12 protein-coding genes are annotated in these 16,129 nt (G+C 60.7%); 9 read left to right on the forward strand and 3 right to left on the reverse strand.

The window, feature by feature from the left end; translation table 11 throughout:
• The 4 genes from QVG21_RS03325 (at position 1) to QVG21_RS03340 (ending at position 5,646) form a co-directional block, all read left to right on the forward strand.
• The gene (locus QVG21_RS03325; RefSeq protein ID WP_287922258.1) at positions 1 to 2,169 is read left to right on the forward strand and encodes a PCMD domain-containing protein; all 2,169 of its coding nucleotides are present in this window, start codon (positions 1 to 3) and stop codon (positions 2,167 to 2,169) included.
• A gap of 18 nt (positions 2,170 to 2,187) precedes the next feature.
• Complete coding sequence (locus tag QVG21_RS03330; protein WP_287922261.1) at positions 2,188 to 2,985, forward strand: hypothetical protein; 798 nt, start codon at positions 2,188 to 2,190, stop codon at positions 2,983 to 2,985.
• Between the two features lie 12 nt (positions 2,986 to 2,997).
• A complete protein-coding gene (locus QVG21_RS03335) occupies positions 2,998 to 3,918 on the forward strand; it encodes a hypothetical protein (protein ID WP_287922264.1) in 921 nt (306 codons plus the stop codon).
• An 81-nt stretch (positions 3,919 to 3,999) separates the two neighbouring features.
• Entirely contained in the window at positions 4,000 to 5,646 is a 1,647-nt protein-coding gene (locus QVG21_RS03340; RefSeq protein WP_287922267.1) for a PCMD domain-containing protein, read from the forward strand.
• Between the two features lie 491 nt (positions 5,647 to 6,137).
• Here QVG21_RS03340 and QVG21_RS03345 read toward each other — a convergent pair whose 3' ends face one another.
• The 3 genes from QVG21_RS03345 to QVG21_RS03355 form a co-directional block, all read right to left on the reverse strand.
• A complete protein-coding gene (locus tag QVG21_RS03345; RefSeq protein ID WP_287922270.1) occupies positions 6,138 to 6,821 on the reverse strand; it encodes a transglycosylase SLT domain-containing protein in 684 nt (227 codons plus the stop codon).
• Between the two features lie 44 nt (positions 6,822 to 6,865).
• Positions 6,866 to 8,980, reverse strand: coding sequence for a putative porin (locus tag QVG21_RS03350; RefSeq protein WP_305155700.1), 2,115 nt, complete (start codon positions 8,978 to 8,980; stop codon positions 6,866 to 6,868).
• 131 nt (positions 8,981 to 9,111) lie between these two features.
• Complete coding sequence (locus tag QVG21_RS03355; RefSeq protein ID WP_287922275.1) at positions 9,112 to 9,819, reverse strand: CDP-alcohol phosphatidyltransferase family protein; 708 nt, start codon at positions 9,817 to 9,819, stop codon at positions 9,112 to 9,114.
• A 90-nt stretch (positions 9,820 to 9,909) separates the two neighbouring features.
• Here QVG21_RS03355 and QVG21_RS03360 point away from each other — a divergent pair, with 90 nt between their 5' ends.
• The 5 genes from QVG21_RS03360 (at position 9,910) to pepT (ending at position 16,088) form a co-directional block, all read left to right on the forward strand.
• The gene (locus tag QVG21_RS03360) at positions 9,910 to 10,983 is read left to right on the forward strand and encodes a mannose-1-phosphate guanylyltransferase (protein WP_251214200.1); all 1,074 of its coding nucleotides are present in this window, start codon (positions 9,910 to 9,912) and stop codon (positions 10,981 to 10,983) included.
• Positions 10,984 to 10,986: 3 nt separating this feature from the next.
• Positions 10,987 to 12,231 (forward strand): UDP-N-acetylmuramoyl-tripeptide--D-alanyl-D-alanine ligase, encoded by a 1,245-nt coding sequence (locus tag QVG21_RS03365; protein WP_287922279.1) that lies wholly within the window; start codon positions 10,987 to 10,989, stop codon positions 12,229 to 12,231.
• A gap of 125 nt (positions 12,232 to 12,356) precedes the next feature.
• Positions 12,357 to 12,683, forward strand: coding sequence for a nucleoside triphosphate pyrophosphohydrolase family protein (locus tag QVG21_RS03370; RefSeq protein WP_251214202.1), 327 nt, complete (start codon positions 12,357 to 12,359; stop codon positions 12,681 to 12,683).
• 172 nt (positions 12,684 to 12,855) lie between these two features.
• Positions 12,856 to 14,856: an OPT family oligopeptide transporter gene (locus tag QVG21_RS03375; protein ID WP_287922282.1), complete on the forward strand. Its 2,001-nt coding sequence runs from the start codon at positions 12,856 to 12,858 to the stop codon at positions 14,854 to 14,856.
• A gap of 14 nt (positions 14,857 to 14,870) precedes the next feature.
• Entirely contained in the window at positions 14,871 to 16,088 is a 1,218-nt protein-coding gene (gene pepT, locus QVG21_RS03380) for a peptidase T (protein ID WP_287922285.1), read from the forward strand.
• Positions 16,089 to 16,129 lie beyond the last annotated feature (41 nt).

A 16,129-nucleotide genomic window follows, 5' to 3' on the forward strand; every position in this document is an offset into this window, starting at 1 on the left:
ATGGGACGCCAATTCCTACATACGGTCATCCTGCTGGGGGCCCTGCTGCTGGGCGGAGCCTGCACCGAAAACCCGGCGGAACTGCCGGGCAAACCGGGCGAAGGGGCGGTTGCGTTCAGCCTGGCGATGCCCAAAAGCCGTGCGACCACGGCCGACGAAAGCCAATATCCGTGGAACCGCTGTGCCATACGTGTCTATAAATATGTAACCGACGAAACGGGCCAGCGCAGCCGGGAACTGATTCGCCGCTACAACGCGCCGACGGAAATGCCGGCCTCGCTGTGGCTGCTGGCCGGGGAATACGCCATTGCGGTGGAAGCGGGCAGCAAGACCGAAGCGACGTTCGACGAACCGACCTACCGGGGCGAGCAGGACTTCAAGATAGTCGAGGGGGCGACCACCTCGGTGAGGGTCAACTGCCGGCTGGTCAACACCATCGTCAAAGTCATTTATGATCGAACGATTGCGGCGACTTTCAAGGAATCGTTCCGCACGACCGTAGCGGCGGGCGACACCTACGACCAAAAACGCGTGGACAAAGGCGAAGTGCCGCACCTGGTCTACGAAGAGACGAAGAAAGGCTACTTCATCCTGCCGGCAGATGCGCCGGCGTTCTGCTGGCAGTTCGAGGGCAGGGGCGAGAAAAACGGCGAACCGCTGGAACTGACCAAAACGGGCTCGAAAACCGCGACCGCCGAAGAGGGCGTCTGCTACGAACTGCGGCTCAAGTACTCGCCGGACCTCGGCGGCGCACTCGAATTCACGCTGCTGCTGGACGAAACGGTCGACGAAATCTACGACCCGATCATCTTCCGGCCCAATCCGCAGATTGCGGGCGACGGCTTCGACATCGACGAAGTACAACCCTACCTGACGGGGAAAATCGCCTACCGCATCAGCTCCATCGCCGACATGCAAGAAATACAGGTCGGCATCGGCGAAGAGACTTTCGCGATTCCGGCCACGGCCGACTATCCGGAAGACACGAACGGGATAACGCTCGAAGTCGAGAACCCGACCGCCCTGCGACTGCTGTTGGGCGAACGGTTCATGAACCGTCTAAGCGGCGGCGACCACGTTCTGACCCTCACGGCCACCGACAAGGACGGCGGCGAGGAGACGAAAGAAACGACCGTCCGCACGCAGGGCGCCCTGCCGACCTCGGCCAACCCGTGGTTCAACGACCGGATATGGCGCGGCTGTGTCCTGCAAGAAGCATCGGAGGTGAAGATGGAATACCGCCGGCAAGGCGACACCGACTGGCAAAGCATTGCGCTGACGCCGGACGGAGCGCAAACCTATGCGGCGGCGAGCCCTGCGGAATTCGGCTCCGCATACGAATACCGGCTCTCGGTCGACGGCACGACAATCGGAGCCGCCCAGACCGCAACCTATCCCCAGGCGCCGCAAGTCTACAACGCGGGATTCGAGGTGTGGTCGGGCGACACCCCGCTGCTGCCCTACACCTCCGACGCCGACCAATGGTGGGACACGGGCAACCACGGCTCGGCAAACGCCAGTATCAACATAACGACCTACGAAAACACGTCGCGGCCGGGCTCCGCAGGCACGACGTCGGCCAAACTCGCATCGCAGAAGGCTTCGGTCTGGGGCATCGGCAAATTTGCGGCAGGCAACATCTTCGTCGGCAAATACTTAGGCACCAACATCCCCAACGGCGTAATCGGATTCGGCAAGCCGTTCCCGTTCACCTATCGGCCCAAAGCACTCCGGTTCTGGTACAAAGGAACCGTAGGCACGGTGGACAACGCGGGCGGAAGCGTAAGCAACGGAGATGCCGACGTGGCGCAGGTCTACATCTGCCTGTGCAAGATGGACGGCCCGCATGTGGTCGACACCCGCTACTCGGACACGTTCCTCAACTTCGCGGCCAACAGCAAGACCATGGCCTACTGCACGGCGCTGAACGGCAAGAACAGCAAGAACGACCGCACCGACGGCCATATCATTGCATGGGGAGAGTGGACCAACCGGGAATCCGTAGCCGAATGGACAGCGATGACGGTCGACCTGCACTACAACGAAGAATACGAAGGCGAAGTGCCGACCTATCTGCTGCTGACCGCCTCGGCCAGCAAGTACGGCGACTATTTCGCCGGCTCGACGGGGAGCGTCATGTACCTCGACGACGTAGAACTGCTCTACTAAACCCGGGGACCCGAACGAATGACTTTCCTACGCAAAGTACTGACTGCCGCCGCCGTGCTGTGTGCGGCCCTGCGGACCGAAGCGCGGGCCGAAGCGCCCGCCGGAGCCGACACGACGGCCCGGCCGACCATCAACGAAATACGCGCGAAACGCGGTCTGGTCGACGTGAAACACGTGTTCGTCCCGGCCGGACAATGGATCTTCGGCGGCTCGGCCTCCTACTCGACCCACACGAACAGCAACTACACGTTCCTCATCGTCGAGGGAATCGACAGCGACGGCTACACGTTCAAAATCACGCCGATGATCGGCTACGCCCTGCGCGACAACATGGCTGTGGGCCTGCGGCTGATTTACTCGCGCACGCTGCTGCGCATCGACGGGGGCGAACTGAACTTCGGCGACGAAGAATCGGGCACCCACATCCGGGCCGACTACTACTACTCGCTCAAGCACACCTATTCGGCCGCCGTCTTCTGGCGCCAGTACATCCCGCTGGGACGCAACAAACGCTTCGCGCTGTTCAACGAAATGACGCTGCGATTAGGAGGCCACCAGACCAAATTCGCCGCCGACACCCCGATCCGGGGCACCTACGAGACGGGCACATCCATCGCCTTGGGCGTCTCGCCGGGGCTGATCGCCTTTGCGACCAACACGATGGCCATCGAACTCAACATCGGTGTGATGGGTATCAGCTACACCCACTCCCACCAGGTGCAGAACCAGGTCAGCACGGCCGACATCCGCACGAGCAACATGAACTTCCGCATCAACCCCCTCTCCATCGGACTGGGCGTTTCGTTCCACCTCTGACCCGCGCGCACGATGAAAAACCGAACGCTACATATCCTATGGCTCGCAGGGCTGCTGCTGGCAACTCCGTCTCTCACCGCCGCCGAGAAACCGGCCGGGCAGGAGAAAACCGCTAAGGCCGAGACACCGAAAGCCGGAACCCCTGCGGCCGAAGAAACCGCCGCCGCGGAGAACTCCCGGCCGGGCGGCATGCGGCTGAAACACCGCTTCCTGCCGACGAGCCGCCGCATCGACCGCGAAATCAACAAGAACCGCTTTGTCTTCAAGGGCGAAACACTCTGCGGACTGACCATCTCCTACGGCACGCTCTCGACCGAAGACGCCGACATGTTCCCCATCTTCGAGAACATCGGTCTGCGCGGCAACATCACGACGGTCAACCCCTTTGCGGGCTACTTCTACCGCGACAACAACTGCGTGGGCGTGCGCTTCGGCTACACCCGCATCTCGGGCAAGCTGGATTCGTTCGGCATCAATCTGGGCGAACAGAACGGGCTCTCGTTCGACGTGCCGTGGCTCAATCTGACGAGCAACCGCTACTCGATAGGGCTGTTCCACCGCTCCTACGTACCGCTCGACGAAAAAGGACGCTTCGGAGCCTTCGGCGAATTCGAGCTGGCGTTCACCATGGGCGACAACCTCTTCGCCTACCAATCGGGCGACCACGGCAAACAAACCAAATCGGAAAATGCCACCCTCAAGGTGGGCTTCAGCCCGGGCATAGCGGTCTACGCGTTCCCGAACGTCTGCGCGACCCTCTCGTTCGGACTGGGCGGCTTCAAATACACGCATATCCGCCAACTCGACGAACAAGGCAACGAAGTAGGCACGCGCCGCTACTCGAAGATGGACTTCCGGCTCAACATCGCCGACATCAAAATCGGCATGACGGTCCACCTGTGGAACAAGAAAAAAGGCAACCGGAGGACGTAGACCAACAATTCAAAATTAAGAATCGAAATAAGTTCGCCCGCATTTACGTTAAGACTCCAATAGACGAACTTGCAAAAAACTATGAAACGACTTGGTTTCTGCATATTGGCGCTGGTGCTGGCAGGGTGTATCGAAAACGACATACCCTATCCGCTGGTAGAGTGCACCATCGAGGAAATCGCGGCCGAAGGGCTGTCGGGCGCCCCGGCCATCGACCTGGCGGCGCGGCGCGTCGTGCTGCCGCTGGAAGAGACGACCGACATCCAGGCCGTGGAAATCACATCGTGCAAGATAACCGAAAACGCCACGGTCACGAAAGAAATCGTCGGAGTGCACGACATGCGGACCCCGATCTATACGACCCTTGCGATATATCAGGAATATCCGTGGACCATCGAAGCGCAGCAGACCATCGAGCGCTCGTTCACCGTGGCCGGACAGGTCGGCAGCACGGAATGGGACCCGGCCAACCTGCGGGCCAAAGCCTACGTAGGATTCGAGGACCTGTCGCACGTCGAAGTCACCTCGCTGAAACTGGGGCCGCGCGGCATCACCCACATGTCGTGTGTATTCACGGACGACCTCAACGACACGAACCTCCACCTGCTGACCGATTTCGCCGAAAGAGGCGGCTTCCGCGAAGTCTATGCGACCTACCACGGCCGTGAGGAACGCTGGATGCTTGTGGTGGAATACACCGAAATCAAGGTATCGTTCACGAAAGCAGCCCCGTGGACCCACTCGGCTTGGCTCTATGCCGACGGTCTGAGCGGCACGAAACTGGGCTTCCGCTACCGGCCCGAGGGGGAGGCAGAGTGGATCGAAGTGCCGCAGGAACAGATCGTCTTCGACGGCGGCTCGTTCTCGACCCAAATCAAGGGACTGGTGCCCGAAACCGCCTACGAAGCGGTGGCATACTCGAACGACGATCTTTCGGAAGTGCAAAAGTTCACCACCGAACCGGCACTGGCGCTGCCCAACGCCGGATTTGAAGAGTGGAGCACGCCGAAGAAAGCGCTGTGCCCCTATCTGTCGGAGGACCAAGCATTCTGGGACACCGGAAACCACGGCTCGGCGACCATGGGCGTCAACGTGACGACCAATGCCAACGAACCCCGGCCCGGTTCGGCCGGCACGACCTCGGCCTATCTGCACTCCCAATTCGTGGGCATGGGCACCTTGGGCAAATTTGCGGCCGGCAACATCTTCACGGGCAAATACTTCAAGACCGACGGCACCGACGGCATTCTCAACTTCGGCCGTCCGTTCGCCACCCACCCCATTGCTCTGCGCGGCTGGGTGAAGTACCGGCAAGGCCAAATCGACAAGATAGGCAGCAGCCCTGCGGGCATGACGCTGACCACCGACGACATGGACGAAGGGTCGATCTACATAGCGCTCGGCACATGGACCCCGGCGGAATACGGCGGCACCGCAGAATCGCCCGTACAGATACGCACCAAACCGAGCGACCAGCTGCTTTTCGACAAGAACGCCAAAGCCGTCGTCGGCTACGGCGAACGGATTCTGACCGAGAGCGTCGGCGAATGGACGCAGTTCACCATCCCGATAGACTGGCGCGACAAGACGACCCCGCCGACGCATATGATAATCGTGGGCTCGGCCTCGCGCTGGGGCGACTACTTCACGGGGTCGACCCAAAGCGGCATGTGGCTCGACGACCTCGAACTGATCTACGACGAAGCCGACCTCGGCGAAAACCGATAACCCCGAAAGCAGCCGGCCCGGAGTGGCAGAGGTCACGGCTTCTGCCAGCGAGGTCCGCAGATTCAGCAATCCGCTGGCGGCACAACGCGTTTCCGGTCCGGCCGGGAACGAACAACCGCCAGTTATTCAATCCAGTCTGGCGGAAAACTCTTTTTTTCTGTCATCCATTCCAGCGATTGCTACTCAACACCTGCTACGGGCTACCGCCTCTACTCGACGGGAGCCTTGAACGTCGTCGGCACGGAAGGCGGTTCCTGGTGCTCATCGTCCTACGTTGCGGGCAATCACAACGCAGGCGACTTCTGGTTCCACACGGGCAACGTGAATCCGCTCAACAACGGCAACCGGAGCAACGGCCTCCCCGTGCGCTGCGTCCAGCATCTGCGTGCTGCTTTCCCCCTAACGGGCGCAAACCCTCCCCGAACCGCAAAACGAACCCCGCAGGCCATGAATGGTCTGCGGGGTTCGCTATGACTTGGGGATGACCGCGGCTAACGCCCGGCCCTCTTGCAATATTCGTGGTAATACTCCAACACGTCGTCGACATAAGCCTGCGTCATACCGGAGCCTGTGAAACGCCCGCAGCGGACGAGCTCGGACTCGTAATACTCGGGCAGGGCCTTCAAACTGAGATAATCGAGGACCGTGTCCCACGAATCGGGGTTGCGGCCGTCGCGGCGGGCCAGACGCCGCGCATCGCGGACATGACCGAGCCCGCTGTTATAACACGCCAACATGATACTCATGCGGTCCCTGGCCGGAGTATTCTCCGCCATCTGGAGCGCGTCGACGATACTCGACAAGAGCTGGTTGGCGAGCCGGACGTTGATTTGAGGGTCGGCGATCAACTCGACGGGCACGCCGAACTGCCGGGCCACGGAAGGCATGACCTGCATAAGCCCGCGCGCGCCGCGCGGCGAAACGAGGTGCGAACGGAAACGCGACTCGTGGTAGGCCATGGCCGAAATGAGCCGCCAGTCGTGGCCCTCCTCCTCGCTGATATGACGAATCAGCTCGTCGTAAGGCGAAATGACGTAATCGCCCTCCATGAGCAGCGAATAATCGGGCCCGATGGTATCGGAAGCCAAAGCCGGAACGGTCCAGCGGGTATGGAACCCGCAGAACGAAGTCAGCACCATCAGACACGAAAAAATCAGAACGCTCTTTCTGAACATACAAAAACGGTTTGCGGGCAGCTTATGCCGTGCAGAACAATACGCTAATCATAGAAACCCCACGAGATGCCTATCTTGAACATGCCGGGATTGAGCGGATAATTGGCGACGGAGAAATACTCGCCGTTGCCGAACAAACCCCTGTTGACATGCTGATACTTCAAGAAAATGCGCATCCTTTTCCACTTGGCCATCGCGAAAGCGTCGACGTAAGGGTAATTTCCCACCTCGACCTCGCGCTGGTTGTAGAAGGCAGACAAGGCCGGATTGTAACTCGGAGCCCGATACCTGGTGTGGTAACGGCCGTCCAGCCCGATCTGCAGCCGCAGCACGTCGCGCACCACCCAGAACTCGTAATAATACGACAGGTAGGCGCCCAACAGCGGCACGGGTACAACTTCCTGATTGGTACTCCACTGCAACAATACCCTGTTGTCTAAGTGAAATCCGCCGAAACGGAAATCCTTGCGGGCGTACACGCTCGTGAGGCTGACGGTACCGTCGTGCTGGGCGATACGGCTGTCGGCGCCGTAGTAGACCTTGCTGCCGACAACGCCCTGCTGCAATCCCGCCTCGAAGGCGAAATCGGGGACGGCGAACCGGACCTCGAAACGAGTTTCATTCTCCTTGTCCAAAGGAGCGGACCACCGGTAGTGGTTCGAGAAGAGATTCTCCTGCCAGTAAGAGGGCGTGCGGCGGTTCATCGAAAACCGCCCTTCGAGAATCAGGGGGTGTCGGCGGATGAATCCCGTGAGCGCCAGGTGAGCGCCTATTTCGAGATCGCCGCCTCTGTATCCCGACGGGTAGAACCTGAGGTTGGCATCCCAGTCGACATACTTCTTTATTTTGCCTCCGACCGACCCGTAGGCGAAGTAGCTGGTCTTCTTCACCCTGCGGTATTTTCCGGTCAGGTAGTCGTCCATCGCGAACTGCGAATAGGCGTGCAGGTCCAGACCCACGCCCGCATCTATCGTGCCGACCACCCCGTTGCGGTCCCACGGCTGGGCCTGCACGAAAACGCGGTTGGAAATGACCCGCTCGTAGAGCGAATCGCGCGACTGCGCCGGGTTGATGAACCAATCGTCGTAGTAACTGCCCGTGGCCGAGACGAAATTACCCTCCTCGTCGCGGTGGTCGCGGTCGTTGACGTAGTCGGCCCGGCGGTCGGTGTAGACCTTGCTCCACGAACTGTACTGGAACGAATGGCCGATGTAGACCGCCGAAAGCCCCGCCATCGAAAAATCGCTTTCGGTCATCCGCTGCAATGGGATGCCGTAAGACTGCGTGAGGAAAAAGGCGTTGTTGCGGTAGATGTTCCTCGCCTCGGCGTCGGCCAACTTCATGGGCACGCCCGAAGGATGCTGGAACGTAGTGTCGGCGATGGCCCAGATACCGACCACACCGCCGTTTTCCTGCTGCTCGATGTGGTTGTTGTAGTAGGCCGCGTGGACCGAATAACGCTTGCCCGTGTGGCTGAAAGCGACGGAGAGGTTGTGGTTCTTGGTCCGCGACCAAGCGTACAACCCCCGCGTACCGCGCGCCTTGTAATCGACGTTGAAACCCGTGGACGGCGAAACGTTCTGCGCGAGCATGATGTTGAAATTCTCCTCGCGGTAACGCTTCTGGCCCGACTCGATGTAACCCATGCGGATGAGCGGCCGCTTGGTATTGTAGAACGGCACGCTGCGCATGTCGTAGATATAGGCGTAGTAGGGAGAGGCAAAACTGAAGTCAAAGAACTGCGGCCGCCGGAAGTAGTCGAGCGGCATCGAGGTCTGCCCGAGGGCGCCCTGCGCCATGTCGCCCACCCCCTCGCGGTAGAACGGATAGTCGATCCGGAAATCCATGAGGGTGGTGTCCAGCGGTCCGATTTCCACGCGGTTGTAATCGGGGTCGATGTGCCACTTGAAGTTGTTGAGCGCCCGGACCGAATCGCTGAAAAAATAGGATTCGAGCGGCTTGCGGATACGCTTTTTCTTCTTGGTGGTGTCCTGAGGCTGTTCGGCGCCCTCCTCGTCCTGGGTCTCGTAGGGGTTGTTGCCGTAGAGGTTGGTCTGCTCGCCGCGCTGCTGCGCCCGCAGGATAGCCCGGGCGTCCAGCTGAGCCAGCGCGCTCGCGGGAACCGCCGTCAGCAACCCCGCCAGCAGAGTACGAACCAATTTTCTCGACAACCTCGACATACACCGGAGGCGGAAATCCGCCGCAAAGATAACGATTTAATTTTCAGCCTGCTTTTTCCGTTTCACACCATTCGTGTTCCGCACGGTCCTATTTCGTGGGCCACAAGGGGTCAGCTTTCCGAATGCGTGCGGCAGGCGGCCCACCGGACCAGCGACACGAACACGTAAAGCGCCACGACGACCGGAATGGCCCGCAACTGCAACACGGCGAGCAACACGGCGCTCACCGCCAAAAACGAATAACGTATTTCATTCCCTTTCCACCCGTAATGGGAGAACTTGAGGGCGAACATCCGCACGGGCGAGACCATCAACGCCCCGACGGACCAAGCCGCGAGTACCACCGCCTCGCGCGAAACCTCCAGCCCGTAACGCTCGGCCAACAGCCCCAGCGAAGCGCAGAAAAGCGCCGCGGCAGGCGACGGAAGCCCGCAGAACTCGGTATGCTGCGAATCGTCGATGTTGAACTTGGCGAGCCGCAAAGCCGCGCACGCCGCAAACACGAAGACCAAAAATCCGGCCCACTCGGGCAATAGACCGCCGGTCGACCGCCCGTAAAGCACATAGAGAACCGCCGCGGGCAGGAACCCGAACGAAATGTCGTCGGCCAACGAATCGAGCTCGCCGCCTATCGGCCCCTCCTGCCGCAGAAGACGCGCCGCGAACCCGTCGAAGAAATCGAAGACGGCCGCGGCGGCCATGAACCCGAAAGCCGCCGTCAGATTGCCCCGCGAGAGAGCCGCCACGGCGCCCAACGCCCCGCAGAGGAGGTTGGAGAGGGTCAGCAGATTGGGTATGGTAAAGAGTTTTATCCGCATGGGAAAGGTGAAATTTAATTCCACGTAGGCGGCAAAGTTACGAAAATATTTTTATCTTTGTAGTTACAATCCGACATAACAGCAAGCATTATGGCAAGCAACAGATACTGCGTCATCATGGCGGGCGGAATCGGCTCGCGCTTCTGGCCCAAGAGCCGGCAGTCGATGCCCAAACAGTTCCTCGACATCCTGGGGACCGGGAAGTCGTTCATCCGCCACACCTACGAACGTTTCGAGAAAATCGTCCCGCCGGAAAACTTCCTGGTGGTGACCAACCGCAAATACAAGGACCTGGTGCTGCAACACCTGCCCGAGCTCACCGAACGGCAGGTGCTGTGCGAACCCGTAGGCCGCAACACGGCCCCGTGCATCGCCTATGCGGCCTACACGCTGCTGGGGCAGAACCCCGACGCCGAGATGATCGTCACCCCGTCGGACCACCTGATACTCAACGAAGACGACTTCCGGGCCATCATCGGCGAATGCCTCGAATTCGCAGACAGGCACGACGCGCTGATGACCGTGGGCATCAAACCCACGCGACCCGACACGGGCTACGGCTACATCCAGGTGTCGGACGCGCAGCCCGTGAGCAAAGTGAAGTGCTTCACCGAGAAACCCGACCTCGAACTGGCGCAGACGTTCCTGCAATGCGGCGAATTCTTCTGGAACTCGGGCATCTTCGTCTGGAAAGTGAAGAACATCGTTGCAGCGTTCGAGAAATACCTGCCCGAACACCACGCGCTGTTCAGCGGACTGATGCGCGCGCTCGGCACCGATGCCGAACGGAACATCGTGGAGATGGTGTTCTCGGAGTGCCGCGCCATCTCGATAGACTACGGCATCATGGAAAAGGCCGACAATGTCTATGTCCGCTGCGGCGAATTCGGCTGGAGCGACGTGGGAACCTGGGGCTCGGTCTACCAACATTCGCGCAAGGACCGCTACGCCAATGCCGCGCCCGACGAAGGCTGCTACCTCTACGACACACGCTCGTCGATCATCTCGCTGCCCAAGGACAAAATCGCCGTCATCAGCGGGCTCAAGGAATACATCGTGGTCGACACCGACGACGTGCTGATGATCTGCCCCCGCGCCGAGGAACAGAACATCAAGAAGTTCATCGACGAAGTGAAGTACAAGAACGGCGAAAAACACATCTGAGCCTTGGCACTCTACGACCTTTTCTGCCGACACCCCCGGATTGCGACCGACACCCGGCGAATCGAACCCGGCTCGCTCTTCTTCGCCCTGCGGGGCGCCACGTTCGACGGCAACAAATTCGCCGCCGAAGCGCTGGCCAAGGGGGCGGCCTATGCGGTGGTGGACGACCCCGCGGCCGCGGCCGACGAACGCATCGTGCTGGTCGACAACGTGCTCGAAGCCTTGCAGGAACTCGCGCGCGAACACCGGCGGGCCCTGGGCATCCCGATTCTTGCCGTGGCGGGCAGCAACGGCAAGACCACGACCAAGGAACTGGTGAGCCGCGTGCTGGCCGAAGGATTCGAGGTCTGCGCCACGCAGGGCAATCTGAACAACCACATCGGCGTACCGCTCACGCTGCTCTCCATGACGCGCGAAGTGCAGTTCGGCGTGGTCGAAATGGGTGCCAGCGCCTGCGGCGAAATCGCGCGGCTGGCCGCCATCGCCGAACCCAACTACGGCATACTGACCAACATAGGCCGCTCGCACCTGGAGGGCTTCGGCGGCCCCGAGGGCATCCGGCGCGGCAAAGGCGAACTCTACGACTTTCTGGCGGCTCACGGCGGGCGCGTCTTCGTGCGCGAAGAAGACCCGGTGCTGACGGAGATGGTCGCCGAACGCAGCGGACTGGCCTGCGAACCCTACTCCGAACGGCTGGCCGACGGCATCGAGAGCCGGCTGGCGGGCGACTACAACCGCTACAACATAGCGGCGGCCGTGGCCATAGGCCGCTACTTCGACATCGACGAGGAGCGGATGCGCCACGCCATTGCGAGCTACACCCCCGACAACAACCGCTCGCAGCGGCTCGAAACCGCACGCAACACGCTGGTAGTCGACTGCTACAACGCCAATCCGTCGAGCATGCGGGCCGCCGTCGGCGACTTCCTGGCCAAAGCGCCCGGTCCGCGCACGCGCCGCATCCTGATATTGGGCGACATGCTTGAACTGGGCGAGTGGTCGGCCGAAGAACATGCCGCGGTACTGCGGCAGGCGATGCAGGACCCCGCGGCCGAACTCTATCTGGTCGGCCCCCGCTTTGCCGAAGCCTATGCGGCGTCCGCAATGGCGGAGACCGGGCGCGCCACCCTCTATCCCTCGCGGACCGAGCTGGCCGAAGCCCTGCGCTCGCACCCCGTCGCCGACGCGCTGGTGCTGCTGAAAGGCTCGCACGGAATCGGGCTGGAAAAGGTGGTGGAACTGCTCTGACCCGGCCGCAGGCCCCGACGAACCCACGACGAACCGCCCTCCGGTCCGTCGTATTTTTTGCAGGAGCGGCGGGCAGTTCCGAAATTATTGCGTATTTTTGTTCCGAGAATCCAAAAAACAACCCTATGACACTCAACGAATACCAACGGCACGCACTCGAAACGGCCATCTACCCGGCCGAAAGCCGTATCGTCTACCCGACGCTCGGACTGACGGGCGAAGCGGGCGAAGTGGCCGACAAGGTCAAGAAAGTCATCCGCGACGGCCACCGCGAATTCACGCCGGAGAAGAAAGCCGAAATCATGAAGGAAATCGGCGACGTGCTGTGGTACTGCGCGACCCTCTCGCACGACCTGGGCTACGAACTGGAAGAAGTGGCGCAGACCAATGTCGACAAACTCCGCTCGCGCATGGAACGCAACCGCATCGCGGGCAGCGGCGACAACCGATAGACGATTTCATAATTAAGAATGAAAAATTAAAATCGGGAGGGGGCATGCAGGTTTTCCCGTCTCGGCACAGGCGGCATTCCCACACGGCTCTTTATCGAACATCCGGTTCGCCTAAAATGCGATGAACAATTTTTAATTCTTAATTTTTCATTTCTAATTTCGAGAGACAATCATGGAAGAAAACAACCCTACTTCGCTGCCGGAGAACGCCTACCGCGAACTCAAGCCCGGCGAAGAATATACGCCCCTGATGCCGGCAGCCTCGGCCCCGCGCGAAGTGACGCCCTACTCGGTGACGATGGGCGTAATCATGGCCGTGGTCTTCTCGGCCGCGGCGGCATTCCTCGGCCTGAAAGTCGGGCAGGTCTTCGAGGCGGCGATACCCATCGCCATCATCGCCGTAGGCATGGGCAACGTGCTGGGCAAGAAGAACATGCTCGGGCAGAATGTCATCATCCAATCCATCGGTGCGTCGTCGGGCGTCATCGTCGCAGGAGCGATCTTCACCCTTCCGGCGCTCTACATCCTCGGGCTCGACGCCGCATTCTGGCAGGTCTTCCTCTCGTCGCTTTTCGGCGGACTGCTGGGCATCATGCTGCTGATTCCGTTCCGCAAGTACTTCGTCAAGGAGATGCACGGCAAATACCCCTTCCCCGAAGCGACGGCCACCACCGAAGTGCTCGTCTCGGGCGAAAAGGGCGGCTCGCAGGCCAAACTGCTGGCCGCGGCCGGACTGATCGGCGGCCTTTACGACTTCGTGGTGGGTACGTTCGGGCTTTGGACCGAATCGGTGTCGACACGCATCTGCTCGTGGGGCGCCATGGCCGCCGAGAAATTCAAGGTGGTCTTCAGCGTGAACACCTCGGCCGCCGTGCTGGGCTTAGGCTACATCATCGGACTGAAATACGCCCTCATCATCACGGCCGGGTCGGCCCTGGTGTGGTTCATCATCGTCCCGGTGGTGGGCTCGCTGGCCGAAGCGCTCGACCCCGCCGTCATGGCGTCGCTTCTGGGCGTCACGCGCGACGACCTGCTGGCCGACCCGCAGCGCCTGCTCTCGGCCGAAAACCTCTTTCAGTTCATCGGCAAACCGCTGGGCATCGGCGGCATCGCGATGGCGGGCATCATCGGCATCTTCAAGCAGTCGCGCATCATCCGGCAGGCCGTAGGGCTCGCCGTGACGGAACTCAAGGGCAGCAAAATCCAACCCGTAGCCGTGGGCCGCACCGACCGCGACCTGCCGATGAAACGGATTCTGACGATTCTGGTCGCCACGCTGCTGTCGGTCTTCGTCTTCTTCCATGTAGGACTGCTCGACGGCTGGGTGCAGTCGCTGACCGCCATCGCCGTGGTCTTCGTCATCTCTTTCCTCTTTACCACCGTGGCAGCCAACGCAATCGCCATCGTGGGCACCAACCCCGTCTCGGGTATGACGCTGATGACGCTGATTCTCTCGTCGCTGATTCTGGTGAGCGTCGGACTGAACGGCACCACGGGCATGACTGCGGCCCTTATCATCGGCGGAGTGGTCTGCACGGCCCTTTCGATGGCCGGAGGCTTCATCACCGACCTCAAGATCGGCTACTGGCTCGGCACCACGCCCCGCAAGCAGGAAAGCTGGAAATTTCTCGGCACGCTCGTTGCCGCGGCGACCGTGGCAGGCGTGATGATCGTGCTCAACAAATCCTACGGATTCGTGGGCGAGGGAGCGCTCATAGCTCCGCAGGCCAACGCCATGGCGGCCGTCATCCAACCGCTGATGACGGGCGGGCAGACCCCGTGGATGCTCTACTTCTGCGGCGCCATGCTGGCGCTGATACTCACGACGATCGGCGTACCGGCGCTGGCCTTCGCGCTGGGCATGTTCATCCCCATGGAACTGAACGCCCCGCTGGTAACGGGCGGTCTGATAGCCTGGTACGTCTCGACGCGCACGCAAGACGAGACGCTCAACAAAGCCCGCTTCGACCGCGGCACGCTCATCGCCTCGGGCTTCATAGCCGGCGGAGCGCTGATGGGTGTGGTGAGCGCCGTGCTGAAGTTCGCAGGCGTCGACTGGTTCCTCGCGGAGTGGGCTTCGTCGAACGCCGCCGAATGGGTCGGGCTGGCCATGTACCTGCTGCTGATAGGCTACTTCGCCTGGCACACGCTGAAATTAAAAATGAAAAATTAAGAATTAAAAATCCTATGGAGCTCCAGGAACGTTTTCTGAAATACGTCTCCTACGACACCCAGTCGTCGGAGGAGAGCACGACCTACCCGTCGACCGACAAGCAGAAAGTGCTGCTCTCGGAACTGCGCGACGAAATGCAGGCGCTCGGCATGACCGAGGTAACGATGGACCGCTACGGCTATGTCATGGGCACGGTTCCGGCGACACCGGGATGCGAGAACGCCCCTGTCGTCGGCTTCATAGCCCACGTGGACACCTCGCCCGACATGAGCGGCAAGGACGTCAAACCCCGCATCGTCGAAGACTACGACGGCGGCGACATCGTGCTGAACGGCCATCTGACCATGCGTGTGGCCGATTTCCCGGAACTCGCCTTTTTCAAGGGCCACACCCTCATCCACACCGACGGCACGACCCTCTTAGGCGCCGACGACAAAGCGGGTGTCGCCGAAATCATGACCGCGGCCGAATACCTGCTGACCCACCCGGAAGTGAAGCACGGCAAAATCCGCATCGGCTTCACCCCCGACGAGGAAGTGGGGCGCGGCGTCGACTTCTTCGACGTGGCGGCTTTCGGCGCCGACTTCGCCTACACGGTCGACGGCGGCATGGAGGGCGAACTCGAATACGAGAACTTCAACGCCGCGAGCGCCCGCATCGACATCCAGGGCCGCAACGTCCACCCGGGCTATGCCAAGGGCAAAATGATAAACGCCATCGAAGTGGCCTGCGACCTGCAACGGATGCTGCCCGAAGCCGAAAAACCCGAACACACCGAGGGCTACGAAGGATTCTATCACTGCGTAGGTCTCAACGGCACGGTCGAAAAGGCGACGCTGAGCTACATCATCCGCGACCACGACGCCGACCGCTTCGAGCAGAAGAAGGTCTTCATGTGGGCGGCGGTCGACCTGCTGAAGAAGAAATACGGCGACGAAGTGCTGACCCTCACCCTCAAGGACCAGTATTTCAACATGCGCAAGATGGTCGAACCCCATCCGCAGGTCATCGGCAAGGCGCTCGAAGCCATGCGGATGGCCGACGTGAAACCCTTGGTGCGGCCCATTCGCGGCGGCACGGACGGCGCACGCCTTTCGTTCATGGGACTGCCCTGCCCCAACCTTTTCACGGGCGGCATGAACTTCCACGGCAAATTCGAGTACTGCTCGCTCACCACCATGCGCAAGGCCCAACAGGTAATCCTCAACCTCGCGCAGCTATGGAGCGAATAATTCTTGAATTAAAAATTAAGAATGAAAAATTAAAAATGATT

Source organism: Alistipes sp. UBA6068 (genome assembly GCF_949428155.1).
In the GTDB taxonomy this organism is placed as follows: Bacteria; Bacteroidota; Bacteroidia; order Bacteroidales; family Rikenellaceae; genus Alistipes; species Alistipes muris.

Bases quoted from the DNA above. Each gene is read 5' to 3' on its own strand.
- QVG21_RS03325 (WP_287922258.1), top strand. From the start codon at position 1: ATGGGACGCCAATTCCTACATACGGTCATCCTGCTGGGGGCCCTGCTG.
- QVG21_RS03330 (WP_287922261.1), top strand. From the start codon at position 2,188: ATGACTTTCCTACGCAAAGTACTGACTGCCGCCGCCGTGCTGTGTGCG.
- QVG21_RS03335 (WP_287922264.1), top strand. From the start codon at position 2,998: ATGAAAAACCGAACGCTACATATCCTATGGCTCGCAGGGCTGCTGCTG.
- QVG21_RS03340 (WP_287922267.1), top strand. From the start codon at position 4,000: ATGAAACGACTTGGTTTCTGCATATTGGCGCTGGTGCTGGCAGGGTGT.
- QVG21_RS03345 (WP_287922270.1), bottom strand. From the start codon at position 6,821: ATGTTCAGAAAGAGCGTTCTGATTTTTTCGTGTCTGATGGTGCTGACT.
- QVG21_RS03355 (WP_287922275.1), bottom strand. From the start codon at position 9,819: ATGCGGATAAAACTCTTTACCATACCCAATCTGCTGACCCTCTCCAAC.
- QVG21_RS03360 (WP_251214200.1), top strand. From the start codon at position 9,910: ATGGCAAGCAACAGATACTGCGTCATCATGGCGGGCGGAATCGGCTCG.
- QVG21_RS03370 (WP_251214202.1), top strand. From the start codon at position 12,357: ATGACACTCAACGAATACCAACGGCACGCACTCGAAACGGCCATCTAC.
- QVG21_RS03375 (WP_287922282.1), top strand. From the start codon at position 12,856: ATGGAAGAAAACAACCCTACTTCGCTGCCGGAGAACGCCTACCGCGAA.
- pepT (WP_287922285.1), top strand. From the start codon at position 14,871: ATGGAGCTCCAGGAACGTTTTCTGAAATACGTCTCCTACGACACCCAG.